Consider the following 18,582-nt stretch of genomic DNA (forward strand, 5'->3'; position numbering starts at 1 on the left):
TTTGCTTCAGCAGGTTTATTGTTCCGCCTGGGGAACATACTGGCGAATCGTGTTTAGAAGCTCGTCCTTGCTGAACGGTTTGGTCAGGTACTGGTCTGACCCGACAATCCGGCCTTTGGCCTTGTCGAACAGTCCGTCTTTACTGGAGAGCATGATGACCGGCGTCTTTTTGAAAGAGGAGTTGTTCTTGATCAGTGCGCAGGTCTGGTAGCCGTCCAGCCGGGGCATCATGATATCGACGAAAATGATATTGGGCTGGGAATCGGCAATTTTCGCCAGAGCGTCAAAGCCATCCGTTGCGGTAATGACTTCGCAACCGACTTTCTTAAGAAGGGTTTCGGCGGTGCGACGAATGGTCTTGCTGTCGTCGATCACCATAATCTTCAGATTCTCGAAGTTGTCATCCATTGTCCAACTGCCTTGCGCTCAGCGACTGTCGTTATTTTCAACCGGGGTTTTTAACACAAACATTAACGATGTTCTATAAATCCCGCTCATTTATAGAGTATTGGCGGCCGGATAAAAAGTATAACTTTGTGACCAAATGTACTTCTGCCCGGAAAGTCACGTAATTGATACGGGATTTCTCCGGATGCATTCGCGGCTCGGGTACAATACCATCTGTGTCCACAGCATAGCACTTATTCCCAGGATCGCTCTGCAGACCGGTTCGTGTTTTCAACCTTTTAACTGGCGAGGCATTATGACAGTCCGACTTGGCATCGTGATGGACCCCATCGAAAAGATCCATTTCAAAAAAGACAGCTCTCTGGCCATGTTGCTGGCGGCGCAGAAGCGGGGCTGGGAAATTGAGTATATGGAGCTGCCGGACCTGTACCTGAAAGGCGGGCAGGCGAGGGCGCGAACCCGTGACCTGACCGTACGCCCGGACCCGGAAGACTGGTTCGGCTTCGGTGGCACACAGGACCGGGCACTGGGGGATCTCGACGTCATCCTGATGCGACAGGACCCACCGGTGGACCGGGAGTTCCTGATGGCCACGTTCATTCTGGAAATCGCCGAGCAGCAGGGCGCGCTGGTGGTCAACCCGGCCTCCACACTGCGGGATTGTAACGAAAAGCTGTTCGCCGCCCAGTTTGAGGACTGCACGCCGCCGTTGATCGTTACCCGCTCGGCTGAACGACTGAAGGAATTCTACGCCGAGCATGGTGACGTCATCATGAAACCGGTGGATGGCATGGGCGGGCGCTCCATCTTCCGGGTCAAGGAAAACGACGACAACCTCGGGGTTATTATTGAAACCCTGACCAACTATGGTGCCCACCAGGCCATGGCGCAGAAATACATCCCCGAGATCAAGCAGGGCGACAAACGCATCCTGCTGATCGATGGCGAGCCGATTCCCTACGCGCTTGCGCGTATCCCCTCGCAGGGTGAAAATCGGGGGAACCTGGCCGCCGGAGGGCGAGGGGAAGGTCGTGAGCTCACGGTGCGCGATCGGGAAATCTGTGACCGTGTGGCGCCAGTGCTCAAGGAAAAAGGGCTCATTTTTGTCGGCATCGACGTCATCGGTGACTACCTCACTGAAATCAATGTCACCAGCCCCACCTGTATCCGGGAACTGGATGCGGCCTATGGCATCGATATTTCCAGTCAACTGCTGGATGCCATCGAGCGCCGTCTGAAATAATGGGTTCCGGCCAGGTCTAACCGAGGGTAAACAGCAGGAATGGCAGTACAGGTCAGCGATTTCGATCGGTTTTCGTTCACGCTCTTCATGGCGCTGGCGCTCCATGCCATCGTGGTGCTGGGTATTACCTTCGCACCGGAGTCCCCGCGCTCTTCAGCCCAGACCATGGAAATCACCCTTTCCCAGTTTGACGACGAAACCGACCCTGAGAAGGCCGATTTCCTGGCCCAGACCAGCCAGAAAGGCAGTGGTACCGAGGAGGAGCCGGTGGAAATGACCACGCCGCAGCCCTCCGACGTCAGCCAGCCGGAGATCGCTGAGGTGCAGCCGGAACCTCCGTCCCGTGTTGAGCCCAGGCAACAACAGGAACAGCCGGTGGTACAAACCGAGGCTAAGAATGAGCGCCAGGTGTCGGAGCCTTCAACAGCGGAACCAACATCGGATGAGCCGCTACCGGTAAAGGAAAAGAAAAGCCTGATGGAGCGGAGCCTGGAAATTGCCAGTCTGGAGGCGCGGTTTGATCAGCAACGCAGGGCCTACGCCAAGAAGCCCCGGGTCATGCGTGTTACCGCAGCCTCGACGTTGAAATCAACCAACGCCTGGTACGTTCAGAATTGGGTCAGCAAGGTAACCCGTGTTGGCAATATCAACTATCCTACCGAGGCCAGGCGAGCTGGAATCTATGGCACCCTGCGGATGCTGGTTTCCATGAAGAAGGATGGCACAATAAAGGAACTGGCTATACTCGAATCATCCGGCAGTAGCGTGCTTGATGATGCGGCAATACGCATCGTGAGAATGGCCGCGCCTTTCGCGCCTTTTCCGGATGAAATGCGCGAGAATGTCGACGAACTGGAAATTATCCGCACCTGGGTATTCGAACGGCGGGGGCTGACATCGGGATGACAGCATCAAAACACTCTCCACATAGCCTGCGGCACCAGTTTCTGGTGGCGTCTCCGTATTTGCAGGACCCACGTTTTCACGGTGCGGTGATCTATCTGTGCGAGCATTCGGATGAAGGCGCCCTTGGGCTGACGGTGAACCACCCCCTGGATATCCACCTGGGGGAAATTCTGGAACAGCTGGACATGGACGGTGGCGAGCTGGACGTGCCGGTATACGGAGGTGGCCCGGTTCAGCCCGAGCGCGGGTTTGTGCTGCATTCCCCGGACGCCGGCTGGCAGAACACTGCGCAGGTGGCTGACGACATTCTGCTGACCACCTCCCGTGACGTGCTGTCGGACATCGGTGCAGGTCGGGGGCCTAGGAGTTACCTGGTGTGCCTGGGTTATGCGGGCTGGAGTGAGGGGCAGCTGGAAGAAGAGCTTTCCAGCAACGCCTGGCTGACCTGTCCCGCCACCGCAGATGTCCTGTTCAGGACACCCTGGGAGGACCGGTATCAGGCTGTGCTGAAGCTCATTGGCATCGACCTCAACCAGCTCAGTGAGTTTGTGGGCCATGCCTGAGGCTGGAAACCGTCGGGTAATGGCGTTTGATTTCGGCACCCGGCGAATCGGTGTGGCCAGTGGTCAGGAAATGCTGGGCACCGGCAAGCCTCTGACCATGCTGCCGGCCCGTGATGGAGTTCCTGACTGGGACCAGATTGGTCGGCTACTGAAAGAATGGCAGCCGGACCGGGTACTGGTCGGCCTGCCCCTGAACATGGATGACACGGAAAATGACATGTGCGCACGGGCTCGCAAGTTTGGCAAACGCCTGCACGGTCGCTTTCACGTTGAAGTGGAAATGGTGGACGAACGTCTCACCAGTTTTGAGGCCAAGGGCGATGTCATGGCGTCCGGCGGCAGCCGTGATTTCGGCCGCGATGGCGTCGATGACCGCGCCGCCGTTCTGATTCTGGAAACCTGGTTTCACCAGCAGGAGTCCCGCTCGTCATGACCGGGTCCGGGTTGCTGACTATGGGGATTTAAATGACTGCATTGCTTGAAATCGACCGGCTGCTGGATGACCTGGAAGCTGGCCTGCGCGAGAAGCTGGAAGAGCGGGGAGTAACCTCTCCGGCACTGATTGGCATTCGCACCGGTGGTGTCTGGCTGGCGGATGTCATGAGTAAGCGCCTGGGGCTCCAGGAACCCTGGGGTGAGTTGGATATTTCCTTCTACCGTGACGACTTCAGCCGCATTGGACTGAACCCGAAAGTGAAGCCGTCGAGCCTGCCGTTCAGTACCGAAGACCGAGACATCATCCTGATCGATGACGTGATCATGAGTGGCCGAACCATTCGTGCGGCCATGAACGAAATTTTCGATTATGGCCGGCCGGCGAGTATCATCCTCGCCACGTTGGTGGATCTGGGCGCTCGGGAACTGCCCGTGCAGCCGGATGTGACCGGGCGGGTGCTTGCCCTGCAGTCGCATCAGCGCGTCAAACTGCGCGGGCCGGACCCACTGCACATAGAACTTCAGGAAACAGGCCACTAATCAGCGAACGCATAACACCAACAGGCGACCCATGACGGCAACCGATCCCTCAAAAAACTCCCTGCAGCTGACCGCAGATGGCCAGTTACGCCATTTCCTGACCCTCGACGGCTTGAATCGCGCTCTACTGACGGAAATCCTGGATACTGCGGATTCGTTTATCGAAGTGGGAGAGCGCAGTATCAAGAAGGTGCCGTTGCTGCGTGGCCGCACCGTGGTCAACCTGTTCTTCGAATCCAGTACCCGTACCCGCAGCACCTTCGAGTTGGCTGCCAAACGGCTGTCGGCCGACGTGCTCAACCTGGACATCAACACGTCTGCCACGTCCAAGGGTGAATCCTTGTCGGACACGCTACTGAATCTGGAAGCCATGGCCAGCGACATGTTCGTGGTGCGTCATTCCCAGAGTGGCGCGCCCCACTTTATCGCCGAGAGCGTGACCCCTGGAGTGGCCATTATCAATGCCGGCGACGGCCGCCACGCCCATCCAACCCAGGCCATGTTGGACATGCTCACCATTCGCCAGCACAAGGGCGGATTTGAAGGTTTGAAAGTGGCGATTGTCGGTGATGTGCTGCACTCGCGGGTGGCCCGTTCCCAGATTCGCGCCCTGAATGAACTGGGCGCCGCTGAAGTGCGCGTGATTGCGCCTGCCACCTTGTTGCCAAGGGACGTCGAAAGCCTGGGGTGCACCGTGGAGTACGACATGACCCGGGGCATGAAAGATCTGGATGTGGTGATCATGCTGCGTCTTCAGAAAGAGCGTATGGAAGGCGCACTGTTACCCAGCGAACGCGAGTTTTACCGGCTCTATGGCCTGAATCAGGAAAAGTTGGCGTTGGCTCACCCCGAGTGCATCGTCATGCACCCGGGGCCGATCAACCGGGGTGTGGAAATCGAGTCCGCGGTGGCCGATGGGCCGCAATCCGTAATCCTTAATCAGGTCACCAATGGTATCGCCATTCGTATGGCGGTGATGTCCATGGCCATGGGAGGTCAGATGGCCGAGCGCAGTCGCAAGCTGGCGGGGAGGGCCCAGGGATGAGCAGCCTTAAGATTGTCGGTGGCCGCCTGGCCGACACCAATGCCGAAACCACCATACTGGTCCGTAACGGGCGTATCGTCGCCCTGGGTGATGCGGCCGGGAAGGAACCCGCCGACCACGATTTCGACGCCACAGGCTGCCTCCTGACACCCGGATTTGTGGATCTGTGCTGTAACCTGCGGGAGCCGGGCAACGGTCAGAAAGGCAATATTGCCTCGGAAAGCCTCGCCGCCGCTCATGGCGGCTTCACAACCCTGTGTGCCTCGCCGGATACGTCGCCGGTCAATGATTCCGGCGCGGTGACTAACCTGATCCTGGACGTGGCCGCGAAGCGCTCTTCGGTTCGGGTATTGCCGGTTGGCGCAATAACCCGTGGCCTGGAAGGCGACCTGCTGAGTGACATGGCGGGCCTGGCGGGTGCAGGCTGTATTGCCCTGGGCAACGGCGCCCGCCCGGTAAAAAACGCCAGGGTGTTGCGCCGCTGTATGGCCTACGCCCGGACATTTGGCCTGACGGTAATGTTCAGCCCCGAGAACCAGGCGCTGGCGGCGGACGGCTACGCCCACGACGGCCTGGTGGCTTCGCGGCTGGGCCTGCTGGGCATCCCGGAGGTGGCGGAAACCGCCGCGATCATGGAAATGCTGTTGCTGGCGGAGGAAACCGGAGTTCGGCTGCATCTTGGCCAGCTCTCCTGTGCTCGCAGCGTGGAAATGCTGGCTGATGCCCGCAAGCGCGGCATTGCGGTGACCGCCGATGTGGCCATGCACCAGTTGATGTTCACCGAAGAAGCCCTGTCGGGATTCGACAGCCGCTATCACGTGCGACCGCCACTGCGTTCCGAAAAGGACCGCCAGGCGTTGCTGGGCGGTGTGCGGGATGGCGTGATCGACGCCATCACCAGCCAGCACCAGCCCCATGATTCTGCTGCAAAACAGGCACCTCTGGCAGCCACGGAACCCGGTCTGTCCACCATTGAAAGCACCTTGTCCATGGGGTTGCTGCTGGTCGAACGCGGCGAGCTGGACATGGCAAGTCTGATTCGAGCGCTGACCAGCGGCCCGGCTGGGGTGATTGGCCGTACTGCCGAGCTCCGGGAGGGTACGGTTGCAGATCTGTGTGTGTTTGATCCCGATGCCACCTGGGTTCCTGGTGACAGCAGCCTCAGCTCCGTTGGGCGTCATGTGCCGCTGCCAGGAAAGACACTTCCAGGCGTGGTTCGACTGACTCTGTGCGACGGGCGGCAGGCATGGCCCCAATCTGACCTGTAGCTCCCGTCTTCATATCGCTTCACATCGGCAAAGTGTGGCAGAGGTTGCGTAACCTCTGTCGAGCCCGTCACAGTTCCTTATCTTTTTGCCCCAGAGCCCTTGAAGACAGGCACCTGTGCCAACGTATTCTTACCGTCGCCGGCCTAGTCTCGGCGAAGGAATGCGGTGACCTGTGCACATGTGGATGTGCCGTCGCCCAACAATAATAATTCAGGAGTCATCCCCGTGAAATCAGTCAACCTCCCGCGAAAGGCCACTGCGGTGGCAGCCCTGTGTGCCGCTCTTGCGTTGTCGCCGTTCGTCCAGGCGGAATCGGACATCATGGAGCGAAGCTTCTGTGTGTTTGATCCGGTTGGTGCCAACGGCCCCCTGTTTGCCATTACCAAAACCTTTCAGCCCATTGCCCTGAAGCAAGGCATCAAGTTGGACCTGCGTGCCTATACCGACGAGAAAGTGGCGGCCGAGGACTTCAAGGCCGGCCAATGTGACGCCGTCCTGCTGACAGGTACCCGTGCCCGCGAGTTCAACAAATTTACCGGCACCCTGGAAGCGATGGGCGCTGTGCCCGGTGAAGAGGAAATGCGGCTGCTTTACAACACCCTCAGCCAGGAAAAGGCGCGCCCGTTCCTGATTGACGGTGACTACGAAGTGGCTGGTGTGTTCCCCGGTGGCGCGGTGTATCTCCATACCCGGGATCGGGCCATTGATTCGGTGGAAAAATTGCAGGGCAAGCGTATTGCCACGCTGGATTTCGACACCGCGTCCGTACGTATGGTGCGCCACGTGGGGGCGTCCGTGGTGGGCTCCAACTCGGCCAATTTTGCCGGCAAATTCAACAATGGCAGTGTCGACCTGGCCTACGCTCCGGCAGTTGCTTACTCTCCCCTGGAACTCTACAAGGGCGTGAATCCCAACGGCGGGGTGTTCAAGTACGCCCTGGCCTATATGAACTTCCAGGTGATTATCCATCGCGACCGCTTCCCGGACGACGCTGGCCAGATGGTGCGTGATCAGGCCATCAAGCGCATTGACGAGGCCTATGAAATCATCGCCGAAGCCGAAGCCGGTATTCCCAGCGATGTTTGGATGCATCCGCCACAGGAAGACGTTGCCGAATACGACAAGATGCTGCGTAAGGTGCGGTTGTCATTGCTGGAGGATGGTGTCTACGACGAGCGTGCGATCAGCCTGATGAAAGCGATTCGTTGCCGGGTGGACGGTTCCCGTTCCGAGTGTGCCTCCTGAGCCGACAGTGAAAGGGGCCCGGGCGGGCCCCGGTTGTCGCCTTAACGGATGGAGTCCTTCAGTGCCTTACCTGCCTTGAAGCCGACCGTTTTGCTGGCGGGTATTTTGATGGTTGCACCCGTTTGAGGGTTGCGGCCATCCCGAGCCTCACGGCTGCGGATGTTGAAGGTGCCGAAGCCAATCAGAGTGGTGTCTTCGCCACGGGCCGCGGCGGCGGAGATCTGGTCGGTAAAAGCGGTGATGACTTCGCTGGCTTTGTCCCGGGACAGTCCGGTTTTGTCCGCAACGGCGGCGGCAAGTTCAGGTTTGCGCATCAGGTACTCCTTTTTGTCGTTTTTGGTCACTGGCCGGCGGGTGCGACACCGTCGGCTGATCAAATCTATAGCGGTTTGTGGGCCAATGTGCAAACCGGTAATCAGAATGCATTTGAAACGCCGTTTCCATTTGCGGGATAGGTCTCATAAAAACAGGGAGTTGTCGGCGATAATGCCGGTTCGGTTACAAACCGTAACAGATTGTGAGTGCGGCCGTGGCCTGGTGACACTCCGGTTCTGAACAAACGCTCCGAACAACAAAAACGCAGATAGAGTAGAAGGTACAACGTTATGACGAGTATTCAGAAACCTGCCAGTCAGGCTTGCCGGAGCAATACATCTTTCCGCGGCGCAGTGGCCGCCGTACTTGCCAGTGTGCTTTTGAGTGGTTGTGGTGTCGTCAACAACATGATCTATAAAACCACCGGTGACGTGATGCAGGGCTTTTCCCGCAATCACACCGTGCCCTATCTACTGGAAAGTGACGATCTCGCCATGGGTTGCGCCATGAGTGAGGCCACCGCGCCCCTGCTGATGTCTTTCGGTCGGGTTACCAGCGAGCCTGATCAATTGGCGGTAATGCTGTACCTGTCCGCTGGCGGGTGTGCAGAGGAGCAGGCACGGGAACACGAACTGGATGGCCTGGCGGCCCTGCGCGCGATGGACGCGGAAGAAGCGGAAGACGCCATGATCCGCCAGAAGCGCGCACTTGCCCTGGCCGCCAAGCGCTATCACCGGGGCTGGAAACACCATAACGCCTTCTATGGCAAACCCGATGCGGGTGAATGCCCTGGTTTCGATGATGACCTGGGCGAGTTCATCTATATGGCAGGCCTGTTATCTGGCTTGCAGGCCCTGAACGCTGAAATTCAGTCCACCTCGTCCATCGGTGTTCCCAAGAATATTGGCTCCACGGTTTCTCGCGCGACCCGTTGTCTGGAAAACGACAAATGGTGGGGTGCTCCCATGGCACTGCGTGCGACGGTCTGGGCAATGATTCCTGGCGCACTGCCAGAGGGTGAGGATCCTTTTGAGCGGCTGGAAATTGCCGACGCCCAGGGCGAGGAAGCCGGTGTCCGGATCAGCCATGTGTTCCACGCCATCGCGGCCCAGAACAAGGGTGACGAGGAACGCCTCCGTGATGTGATCCGTAGCCACGCACAGGCCATTGAGGAAACGCCGGCGAACGAGGAGTGGACCTTTGTCGATGCGATGGCCACAGACATGATTGTGGCCATCTCCGACCGACTGTGGATGGAGAACACCGGGCACAGGACGCCCATGGGGCAACTGGGTACCTTCTGGGATGACGAGAAGGAAGCGGTCGAAACCATGGATCTGGACGATCTGCTGTAAATCAATGTTCCCAGAGTGAGCTGTTATGTCCCAGGGTGGTTTTCGACGTAATGGGTTGGAGTGGTTGTCCTCTCTGCCGGCCTGTCTGCTGTTGCTGTCGGTGGTGCTGTTTTCCACCAGCAGCGACATCCACAATCAGATGCTGCGAGGCGGCGAGCAGTTGTGGAGCGGCTACTACAAGCTGAGGGTCGACCCGGTACAACCCACCTGTGACCCGAACGTGGACATCGACGCCGCTGTTCAGGAAGAGTTGGCGAAAGAGGGCTCCGACAACCCCATGGCGGCCCTGTTGGGAGCGTCGGAAAAGGACCCGGATGAAGTTCGCCTGGCCATTGAACGTTCGGTGGCGGACTGCCGCCAGAGCTATCAGAGTTACGAGAACCTCAAGGACAAGCTCACCCCCGGCGTCAAAGCCTACCGGGCAGTGGAGCTGTTTGTGGCCGACCTGATCGCCTTCGGCCTGGAGTCCCAGCGTTACATACTGGTGATCCTGGTCATGCTGTGCGCGGTGACCGCCACCCTGACTCGCCACCATATTGCCATGCGGGCCATGGAAACCCGCCTCGACTACATGGTTTCCCACACGCTGCAGACCATCGCCAATGCCATGCTTCTGGGGTCCAGCGTGATTTTCCGCCAGTCCAGTTTTGGCGCCGACACCACCATGTCGTCCGATGAACTGTTGCTCCATAACCTGTGGATTACCGGTTTCGCGGCGCTGACGCTCACCAGCCTGTACCGGCTCATCAGGGTGCCGGATGACCTGAGGGAAGGCGGTGATCTGAACAAAGCTTTCCTGGCTGTGCCTCTTTATACCGTCATGTGCCTGATATCGGGGACCTATTTTGCGCTGATTGGTCACGCCTCCGGTATTGGTATCTATCTGGGCAAGATGATGGAATTGTCCGACATGTTCCTCAACGTCGGACTGTACGTGTGGGTAGGTATGATGCTGAAGCAGACGCGCCTGGCCACCCTGGTGTTCAACGTCTTCCGGCCCTGGCGCATGCCGCCTGAAATGCTCGCTGTCGTAGCGGTGTTGGTGGCTGCGGTGCCTACTGCCTACACTGGCGCGTCGGGGATCTTTGTCATTGCAGCCGGTGCGGTCATTTACAGTGAACTGCGCGCTGCCGGTGCCCGCCGCCATCTGGCGCTGGCGGCAACCGCGATGTCCGGTTCCATGGGTGTGGTCTTGCGGCCCTGCCTGTTGGTGGTAGTCATTGCCTACCTGAACCGGGAAGTGACCACGGACGAGTTGTTTGGCTGGGGTATATGGGTGTTCGTGCTCACCGCGACCATGTTCACGGTGGTGGTCCTTACGGTGAACCGTCAGAGCAAGTTCAACCTGGCTCCGGCCTCCATGGCCTTCCCACCCATGATGTCAGCGTTGAAGCAGCTGATCCCCTATGCGCTGGTGATCACTGCGGTGGTACTGCTGTACCGTTTTGCACTGGATGTGCAGATGGATGAATTCTCTGCCCCGCGGTTGTTGCCGGTAATCATGCTGGCCATCCTGCTGTACGAACATGTCAGCCTGAAAAACCGTAAGGGTCGGGCCAGTGGCGAGATCAATCACCAGGGCCTGGAACGCAGCTTGCGCTCGGCCACCAACGACACCACGGCGGAAATCGGTGCGTTGTTACTGTTGTTGGGCTTGTCGGTCAGTATCGGCGGGGTGATCGAACGCTCCCACATCATGGGAGCCTTCCCTCAGGCGTTCGACAGTGCCTGGTCTGCCATGCTGCTGATGGTGCTGATCCTGGTGGTGTTGGGCATGATCATGGACGCCTTCGGAGCCGTTATCCTGGTGACCGCCACCGTGGCTACCATCGCCTACAGCAGTGGCATACATCCGATTCACTTCTGGATGGTGACCCTGGTCGCCTTCGAGCTGGGGTATCTAAGCCCGCCGGTGGCGCTGAACCACCTGCTGACGCGGCAGGTCGTCGGGGAGGGGGAAGTGCTGGCGGCGCAGCAGGAAGAGGGCACCTTCTACCAGCGCCACGAGCGCATCATCATGCCATTGATTGCCATGGGCATTTCACTGGTACTGGTGGCGTTTGTGCCGCTGCTGTTCTACGCCTGAGTTTCAGGGGTCAAACGGGCTCTGCAGCCCGGTGTTCGCCACGCAGCAGAGTGACGTCGGCCCTGGGCGGTGCACCGAACAGGCGACTGTATTCGCGGCTGAAATGCGAAGGGCTTTCGTAACCCACCCGATAGCTGGCGGTGGCAGCCTCAAGCCCCTCGGTCAGCATCAGGCGCCGGGCCTCATGCAGACGCAGTTTCTTCTGGAACTGCAGTGGCGACATCCGAGTCACCTGCTTGAAGCTGTGGTACAAGGTAGACTCGCTCATGTTGGCGGCTTCCGCCAACTCACTGATGCGTAGCGGTTCGGCGTAGTGGTCCTTCAACGTCGAGATAACCGTGGAAATACGGTGTGCCTGGGAATCAGCGGCGGCAAATTTGCGCATCCGTGACCCCATCTCGCCAATCAGTGCGCGATATATGATTTCCCGCCGCGCCAGGGGCGCCAGAATAGGAATATCCCCGGGAGAATCCAGCAGGCTAAGAAGCCGGTAGAGCGCGCTCTGCATCCGCTCGTCCATCGACGACATGCACAGGCCACACTGCACTTCCGGGCAGGATTCGTTCGGGTGCAGTGGGGGCGCCTTGTCGCCCAGTTCGAGCACCAGCTCCGCCACTTCCTGGGGGTCGACCTTGAGCTTTGCCGCCAGATAGGGGTATTCCTCCGAGGCATCAACAATTCGCCCCAGTACCGGAAGATGTACCGAACTGGCCAGATAGGACAGGGGCTGATAGGTGATCTCGCGGTCACCCAGTTGGATGGTCTTGGTGCCCTGAATCACGAAGCACAAAGAGGGTTCATAGACACTGGACCCACAGCTGGAAGGCTCGTCGCAGCGTATTAATTCCAAGCCATCAATGGCGGAACCCTGAATACCCTGGTGTGTCGTCCATTGACTGGCGACACGGGCGAGTTGTTGCTGCAGGTTGAGCGTGAGATTTCCGGAAATCTCAGGAACGTTGGCAGTCATCGGTGGGTCTCCCTTTGGCGGCAGTATAATCCTTCATAACCTGAACTGTACGGGTCCTCATGCACTTTTTGCAGAATCAGGCAATGACCGCGCAGAAATTGGCAACCCGATCTCTCCGGCATAAACCACGCCGGCAGAATCGGGCAAGCTTCCCGCAGTAACCCGATACCGCTTTTCTCCTTCGACTGGCTATTGTTGTGCTCCCGTTGGGTAAACATTACCCGATCCGATAAACCGGCGCTATGTCACCCATAGCCCGCATCTCGATTCAAGGTTATTGACCTCAAGTTAACTTGAGGAAATAAGCTTCGTGTCGAATTCGTTGTACCCCAAGCGACTTAACAAGCGATCCAACCGATTACTTGGCAAAAACGGGAACGCCCACAAGGTGAACCCGATAGCGGAGCGAGAAACCATGGAAAGTCTGACTGCAAAACCGTTCAGAGGGTCTGGCCGTTTACTGGGCCTGGCTGTAGCGATCACTGTTTTATTGACCGGCTGCGAGGCGCAAAGCGATGAAGCTGCAAGCATGCCGCCTCCGCCGGAGGTGGATGTGGCGGAAGTGGTCGTGGAACCTGTCACTCTCTGGGAATCATTCACAGGCCGTGTGGCATCGCCGGAAACGGTCGATTTGCGGCCCCGCGTCAGTGGCTACATCGACAAGGTAGCCTTTGAGGAAGGCGGACTGGTGCAGGCCGGCGAGCTGTTGTTCCAGATAGATCCACGTCCCTACGAAGCCCAAAAGCAGGCGGCCAGTGCCGAACTGGCGCTGGCCAACAGCCAGCTTGATCTGGCCGGAAGTGAAGCCGGCCGGGCCAAGACGCTGCTGGAAAGCCGGGCAATATCCCGTGAGGAATACGATCAGCGCAATACCGCGCTGATGAGCGCCCGGGCCCGTGTGCAGGCGGCCCAGGCAGCCCTGGATACCGCCGAGCTGAACCTGCAGTACACCCGTGTCACTGCACCCGTCAGTGGCCGTACCGGCAGGGCCATGGTGACCCAGGGCAACTTGGCGAACGCCGACCAGAGCCTGCTCACCACGGTAGTTTCGGTGGACCCGGTGCACGTGTATTTCGAGGCCGATGAGCAATCGGCGTTCAGTAGCCAGCAGCTGCTTGCCAATGGCCAGCCCAGGGATGTGCGCATTTCACTGGGTGGTGAGGGCGGCCGTCAGTACAAGGGCGAGCTGGACTTCGTCGACAATCACCTGAACCCGGGGACCGGTACCCTGCAGTACCGTGCGGTGCTTAACAACCCGGACGGCCTGATCAAACCCGGCCAGTTTGCGCGCGTGGAAATGCCCGTAGCCGAACTGGACCAGGCACTGCTGGTCAGCCGCAAGGCGGTGTTGACTGACCAGGACCGCCGTTTTGTCTACGTGGTGGATGAACAGAATCGGGTCGCGCCCCGGCAGGTCACCACTGGCCGCCAGGTGGATGATCTGCAGGTGATCCGTGAAGGCCTAAACCATGGCGACCTTGTGATCATTAATGGTGTGCAGAAGGTGTTTGGCGCCGGTATGCAAGTCAAGCCGCAGCTGGTTGCCATGAAAGAATCCGACCAGGGAGAAGGCGCCGTTGCCGTCGCCCAGGAGCTGGCGCAATGAATATCTCCCGATTCTTTGTCGACCGGCCGATATTCGCGGCGGTACTGTCCATCATCATCTTTGCCATTGGGCTGATTTCGATTCCGAACCTGCCGGTCAGCGAGTACCCGGAAGTGGTGCCTCCGTCGGTGGTCGTGCGCACCGTCTACCCCGGTGCCAACCCCAAGGAAATTGCCGAAACCGTGGCCACACCGCTGGAAGAAGCCATCAGTGGTGTCGAAGACATGATGTACTTCAAGTCTGTGGCGGGCTCGGACGGCGTTCTTCAGATGACCGTCACCTTCCGGCCAGGCACCGACGCCGAGGAGGCCACTGTGCGGGTGCAAAACCGTGTTAGCCAGGCCCAGGCCCGGCTGCCGGAGGAGGTGCGGCGCCAGGGTGTGACCACCCAGAAGCAGTCGCCCACGTTCCTGATGGTGGTGCACCTGACATCACCGAACGGCACCTACGATACGCTCTACCTGCGTAATTACGCGCGGTTGCATGTGCGCGACCGGCTGGCCCGTATTCAGGGCGTTGGTGACGCTCAGATCTTTGGTGGTGGCGATTACGCGATGCGTGCCTGGCTGGACCCGGACCGTATTGCGGCCCGTGGCCTGACCGCCAGTGACGTGGTTCGTGCCATGCGCGAGCAGAACGTGCAGGTGTCTGCCGGTCAGATCGGTGCGGAACCCGTGCCGGATAGCGACTTCCTGACATTGATCAACGCCCGTGGCCGACTGGAGACGGTGGAAGAGTTTGGTGACATCGTGCTCAAGCGCGGCGACAACGGTGAGATTCTGCGCCTGGAAGACGTGGCCCGGTTGGAAATGGGGGCCGGTGACTACACCCTGCGCTCGCAACTGGATGGCAAGGATGCGGTGGCCCTGGGTGTTTTCCAGGCGCCGGGCGCCAACGCCCTGGAGATCCGCGACGAAGTGATCGCAACCATGGACGAACTGTCTGCCCGTTTCCCGCAAGGCGTAGAGTATGAAGCGGTTTACGACACTACGATCTTCGTCAGCGACTCTATCAAGGCGGTGATTGCCACCCTCCTGGAGGCGGTGTTGCTGGTGGTACTGGTGGTCACGCTGTTCCTGCAGACCTGGCGGGCATCGATTATCCCGTTGCTGGCGGTGCCAGTGTCGGTCATAGGTACCTTCGGCGCGCTTTACCTGTTGGGTTATTCCATCAATACGCTGACGCTGTTCGGCCTGGTGCTCGCTATTGGTATCGTGGTGGACGACGCCATCGTGGTGGTGGAGAACGTCGAGCGTAACATCGAGGAAGGCCTGAAACCGCTGGCGGCGGCTCACCAGGCGATGAAGGAAGTGTCTGGCCCTATCATTGCGATCGGTCTGGTGCTGTGCGCCGTGTTCATCCCCATGGCGTTCCTTTCCGGGGTTACCGGCCAGTTCTACCGGCAGTTTGCGGTGACCATTGCCATTTCCACCGTAATTTCCACCATTAACTCGCTGACCCTGTCGCCGGCGCTGGCGGCGATGCTGCTGAAACCTCACAGTGCCCCCAAGGACCGGCTTCAGCGTGTGATAGACGTCTTGTTTGGTTGGCTGTTCCGGCCCTTTAATCGCTTCTTCAACGCCAGCGCCGAGAAGTATCAGGGTGGTGTGTCCCGATCCCTGCGCCGGCGCGGTGCGGTGTTTGTGGTATACGCGCTGTTGCTGACGGGTACCGGGCTGATGTTCAAGGCGGTGCCGCCGGGCTTCATCCCCATCCAGGACAAGCTCTACCTGATGGCGGGCGTGAAACTGCCGGAAGGGGCCTCCCTGGAGCGTACCGATCAATTGCTCCAGAAAGTCACCGACATCGCCATGGAAACCGAAGGTGTGGCCAACGCCGTGGCGTTTCCCGGCCTGAATGCACTGCAGTTCACCAACACCTCCAACACCGGTGTGGTGTTCTTTCCCCTGAAACCGTTTGACGAGCGCAACCTCAGTGCCGGGGAGATCAATGCCCAGATCAACCAGAGAATCAGCGGGCTGAAAGAAGGCTTTGCCTTCTCCTTTATGCCACCGCCGATCCTGGGCTTGGGCAATGGCTCTGGCTATCAGTTATTCATCGAGGACCGTGGGAATCTTGGTTACGGGGCCCTGCAAAACGCGGTGAATCAGTTCCAGGGTGCCATCAGTCAGACACCGGGCATGGGGTATCCCATCACCAGTTACCAGGCCAATGTGCCGCAACTGGATGCGGAAGTGGACCGGCTCAAGGCCAAGGCCCAGGGCGTGCCCCTGACCGAAGTGTTCGACACCCTGCAGACCTACCTGGGGTCCACCTATGTCAACGACTTCAACCGGTTTGGCCGTACCTGGCAGGTCATCGCCCAGGCAGACGCCCCCTACCGCGACAGCGTGGAGGACATTGCCCGCCTGCGCACCCGTAACGACCAGGGCGAGATGGTGCCGATCGGCTCGATGGTGAACATCCGCCAGAGCTTCGGACCGGACCCGGTATTGCGTTACAACGGCTACCCCGCAGCGGATATCGCCGGGGAGGCGGACCCAAGGGTGCTGTCATCGGCCCAGGCCATGGATACGCTGACCGCGCTGGCGGACCAGGTGCTGCCTGCCGGAATGGCGTTTGAATGGACTGACCTGAGCTATCAGCAGGCCACCCAGGGCAATGCCGCGCTGGTGGTGTTCCCATTGGCCATCCTGCTGGTGTTCCTGGTGTTGGCAGCGCTTTATGAGAGCTGGACCCTACCATTGGCGGTGATCCTCATCGTGCCCATGTGCATGCTCTCGGCATTGATCGGCGTGTGGTTTAGCGAGGGGGACAACAATATCTTTGTCCAGGTGGGTCTGGTGGTGTTGATTGGCCTGGCCTGCAAGAACGCCATCCTGATCGTGGAATTCGCCCGCGAGCTGGAGCTTCAGGGGCGGAGCATTGTAGAGGCCGCGCTGGAAGCCTGCCGTTTGCGACTGCGGCCCATCATCATGACCTCCATCACCTTCACGGCAGCAGTTGTTCCCCTGGTGCTGGCTACCGGTGCGGGTGCCGAGGTACGTGAGGCTCTGGGCACGGCCGTGTTTGCCGGCATGATCGGGGTCACCCTGTTTGGCCTGTTCCTGACACCGGTGTTCTATGTGGCGCTGCGCAAGCTCTCTGGAAGCCACCCGCTGAAGAGCCATCATACATCCACACTGTCTTCCGATGACGGCGGTAGCGAAGACGCATTGCCAGGAGGTAGCCATGCTTAAAGTCATCACCATGACTGGGGTTCTGGCCCTGTTAACGGGATGCGCCGTGGGCCCGGATTACCAGGCCCCGGCGACACCGGAACCGAACGCGTTTTCGGAAGGGCGAACCATGGTTGCTGGGGGAACCGACCAGCAGCGTTTCTGGCAGGGGTTTGATGATCCTCTGCTGGCACGCCTGATTGACGATGCCCTGGCCACCAACCTCACCCTGGAAGGCGCAGTGGCCCGCTATGAGCGCGCGGCCGCTCTGCTGTATGGCGCCGAGCGGGATCAATGGCCCAGCGTCACGGCCAGTGCCTCTGGCGCCGAACAGTATCTTGCGGATATTGAGCAGTCTCCCCCTGGTGCCGGGCCGGAGCGGGTGCAGCGTTACCAGGCTGGCGTTGCCGCCAGTTGGGAGCTGGATCTGTTCGGGCGTCTTCGCCGTGCGACCGAGGCCCAGAGGGCTGAACTGGAGGCAGTCGGTGCCGATCTCGGTGCCGTCCAGGTAGCCATCGCGGGGCAGTTGGCCAGCAGCTATTTTGAGCTGCGAGGCCTTCAGGAGCAGTATCAGGTCGCCCTGCAGAGTGTGGCTTTGCAGCAGCAGTCACTGGACATCGTGGAAGCCCGGGTGGAAGCCGGGCGTGGTACCGAGTTTGATCAGGTGCGTGCCCGTGTCCAACTGGAACGGACCCGGGCGGAGCTGCCCACCCTGCAGGCCGGGATACGTGGGGCCATGCACCGCATCTCCGTGCTGACCGGCCAGCCGCCGATGGCGCTTGTCGAAACCCTGTCGCCTCTTGGGGCACTGCCGGAAACCCTGCCGACGATTCCCGTGGATAGTCCGGGGGAAGTTCTGCGCCGCCGCCCGGATATCGCCGCCGCTGAGCGACGCCTGGCGGCTTCCACCGCACGCATTGGGGTGGCCACCGCTGACCTGTTCCCTCGCTTTACCCTGAGCGGGCTGATCGGTTCCGTTGCCGGCGACACCAGCGATCTGTTCACCGGCCCGGCGGAAACCCGCCGAGTTGCCCTCGGTATCGACTGGACCTTCCTTGACCACGATAGGGTCAAGGCCCGTATTGAGGCAGCAGGGGCCGATAGCCGCGCGGCTTTGGCCAGCTACCAGCAAACGGTGCTTGAGGCCCTGGAAGAGGCAGAAACGCGGCTGGTGCGTTATCAGCGGGCGCAACAGCGGGAAGAACGGCTGGAACAGGCGATGAATAACGCTGAGCAAGCCGTGGAACTGGCCCGGGCTCGCTATGAAGAGGGGTTTATCGGCTATTTCGAGGTGCTGACGGCGGAACAGGAGTTCACCGCTACCCGGGATGCGGCCGTGCGTAGCCGCACAGCGGTTACCCTGGCGATGGTGGATGTATACCGCTCGCTGGTAGGTGCGCCGGGGTAAGTATCCCGGC

At 59.6% G+C, this 18,582-nt stretch carries 16 protein-coding genes; 13 read left to right on the top strand and 3 right to left on the bottom strand.

The window, feature by feature from the left end:
* Positions 1-15 precede the first annotated feature (15 nt).
* On the bottom strand, positions 16-408 hold the full coding sequence (gene pilG, locus MDG893_RS12885) for a twitching motility response regulator PilG (protein ID WP_007154228.1): 393 nt from the start codon (positions 406-408) through the stop codon (positions 16-18).
* A 295-nt stretch (positions 409-703) separates the two neighbouring features.
* Here pilG and gshB point away from each other — a divergent pair, with 295 nt between their 5' ends.
* The 8 genes from gshB (at position 704) to MDG893_RS12925 (ending at position 7,653) form a co-directional block, all read left to right on the top strand.
* Positions 704-1,651 carry a glutathione synthase gene (gshB, locus tag MDG893_RS12890; RefSeq protein ID WP_007154229.1) on the top strand — a complete coding sequence of 316 codons (948 nt, stop codon included), beginning with the start codon at positions 704-706 and terminating at the stop codon, positions 1,649-1,651.
* Between the two features lie 39 nt (positions 1,652-1,690).
* Complete coding sequence (locus tag MDG893_RS12895; protein ID WP_007154230.1) at positions 1,691-2,557, top strand: energy transducer TonB; 867 nt, start codon at positions 1,691-1,693, stop codon at positions 2,555-2,557.
* Positions 2,554-3,120 (top strand): YqgE/AlgH family protein, encoded by a 567-nt coding sequence (locus tag MDG893_RS12900; protein ID WP_007154231.1) that lies wholly within the window; start codon positions 2,554-2,556, stop codon positions 3,118-3,120. The genes MDG893_RS12895 and MDG893_RS12900 overlap by 4 nt, the downstream gene beginning before the upstream one ends.
* Positions 3,113-3,553: a Holliday junction resolvase RuvX gene (gene ruvX, locus MDG893_RS12905; RefSeq protein WP_040474583.1), complete on the top strand. Its 441-nt coding sequence runs from the start codon at positions 3,113-3,115 to the stop codon at positions 3,551-3,553. Before MDG893_RS12900 ends, ruvX begins: the two co-directional genes overlap by 8 nt.
* 32 nt (positions 3,554-3,585) lie before the next feature.
* A complete protein-coding gene (gene pyrR / locus MDG893_RS12910) occupies positions 3,586-4,095 on the top strand; it encodes a bifunctional pyr operon transcriptional regulator/uracil phosphoribosyltransferase PyrR (RefSeq protein WP_007154233.1) in 510 nt (169 codons plus the stop codon).
* A 31-nt stretch (positions 4,096-4,126) separates the two neighbouring features.
* Positions 4,127-5,140, top strand: coding sequence for an aspartate carbamoyltransferase catalytic subunit (locus MDG893_RS12915; RefSeq protein WP_007154234.1), 1,014 nt, complete (start codon positions 4,127-4,129; stop codon positions 5,138-5,140).
* Positions 5,137-6,408: a dihydroorotase gene (locus MDG893_RS12920; RefSeq protein WP_007154235.1), complete on the top strand. Its 1,272-nt coding sequence runs from the start codon at positions 5,137-5,139 to the stop codon at positions 6,406-6,408. Before MDG893_RS12915 ends, MDG893_RS12920 begins: the two co-directional genes overlap by 4 nt.
* Positions 6,409-6,729: 321 nt before the next feature.
* Positions 6,730-7,653 carry a putative solute-binding protein gene (locus MDG893_RS12925; protein WP_244264430.1) on the top strand — a complete coding sequence of 308 codons (924 nt, stop codon included), beginning with the start codon at positions 6,730-6,732 and terminating at the stop codon, positions 7,651-7,653.
* A gap of 41 nt (positions 7,654-7,694) precedes the next feature.
* Here the strand turns inward: MDG893_RS12925 and MDG893_RS12930 are convergent, their stop codons facing one another.
* Positions 7,695-7,967, bottom strand: a complete 273-nt coding sequence (locus tag MDG893_RS12930) for an HU family DNA-binding protein (RefSeq protein ID WP_007154237.1) — start codon at positions 7,965-7,967, stop codon at positions 7,695-7,697.
* 291 nt (positions 7,968-8,258) lie between these two features.
* On the opposite strand from MDG893_RS12930, the gene MDG893_RS12935 reads away from it, so the two are divergent.
* Together MDG893_RS12935 and MDG893_RS12940 are read left to right on the top strand one after the other, a co-directional pair.
* The gene (locus tag MDG893_RS12935; RefSeq protein WP_007154238.1) at positions 8,259-9,323 is read left to right on the top strand and encodes a hypothetical protein; all 1,065 of its coding nucleotides are present in this window, start codon (positions 8,259-8,261) and stop codon (positions 9,321-9,323) included.
* A 25-nt stretch (positions 9,324-9,348) separates the two neighbouring features.
* Positions 9,349-11,409, top strand: a complete 2,061-nt coding sequence (locus tag MDG893_RS12940) for a TRAP transporter large permease subunit (protein WP_007154239.1) — start codon at positions 9,349-9,351, stop codon at positions 11,407-11,409.
* A gap of 10 nt (positions 11,410-11,419) precedes the next feature.
* Here MDG893_RS12940 and MDG893_RS12945 read toward each other — a convergent pair whose 3' ends face one another.
* On the bottom strand, positions 11,420-12,379 hold the full coding sequence (locus MDG893_RS12945; RefSeq protein ID WP_007154240.1) for an AraC family transcriptional regulator: 960 nt from the start codon (positions 12,377-12,379) through the stop codon (positions 11,420-11,422).
* Positions 12,380-12,689: 310 nt separating this feature from the next.
* Here MDG893_RS12945 and MDG893_RS12950 point away from each other — a divergent pair, with 310 nt between their 5' ends.
* The 3 genes from MDG893_RS12950 to MDG893_RS12960 are packed head-to-tail and all read left to right on the top strand — an operon-like array spanning position 12,690 to position 18,572.
* Entirely contained in the window at positions 12,690-13,985 is a 1,296-nt protein-coding gene (locus MDG893_RS12950; RefSeq protein ID WP_244264429.1) for an efflux RND transporter periplasmic adaptor subunit, read from the top strand.
* A complete protein-coding gene (locus MDG893_RS12955) occupies positions 13,982-17,185 on the top strand; it encodes an efflux RND transporter permease subunit (protein WP_007154242.1) in 3,204 nt (1,067 codons plus the stop codon). The genes MDG893_RS12950 and MDG893_RS12955 overlap by 4 nt, the downstream gene beginning before the upstream one ends.
* Positions 17,178-18,572: an efflux transporter outer membrane subunit gene (locus tag MDG893_RS12960; protein WP_007154243.1), complete on the top strand. Its 1,395-nt coding sequence runs from the start codon at positions 17,178-17,180 to the stop codon at positions 18,570-18,572. The genes MDG893_RS12955 and MDG893_RS12960 overlap by 8 nt, the downstream gene beginning before the upstream one ends.
* Positions 18,573-18,582: the final 10 nt, after the last annotated feature.

Origin of the sequence: Marinobacter algicola DG893, from assembly GCF_000170835.1 — a bacterium.
Taxonomy (GTDB): Bacteria; Pseudomonadota; Gammaproteobacteria; order Pseudomonadales; family Oleiphilaceae; genus Marinobacter; species Marinobacter algicola.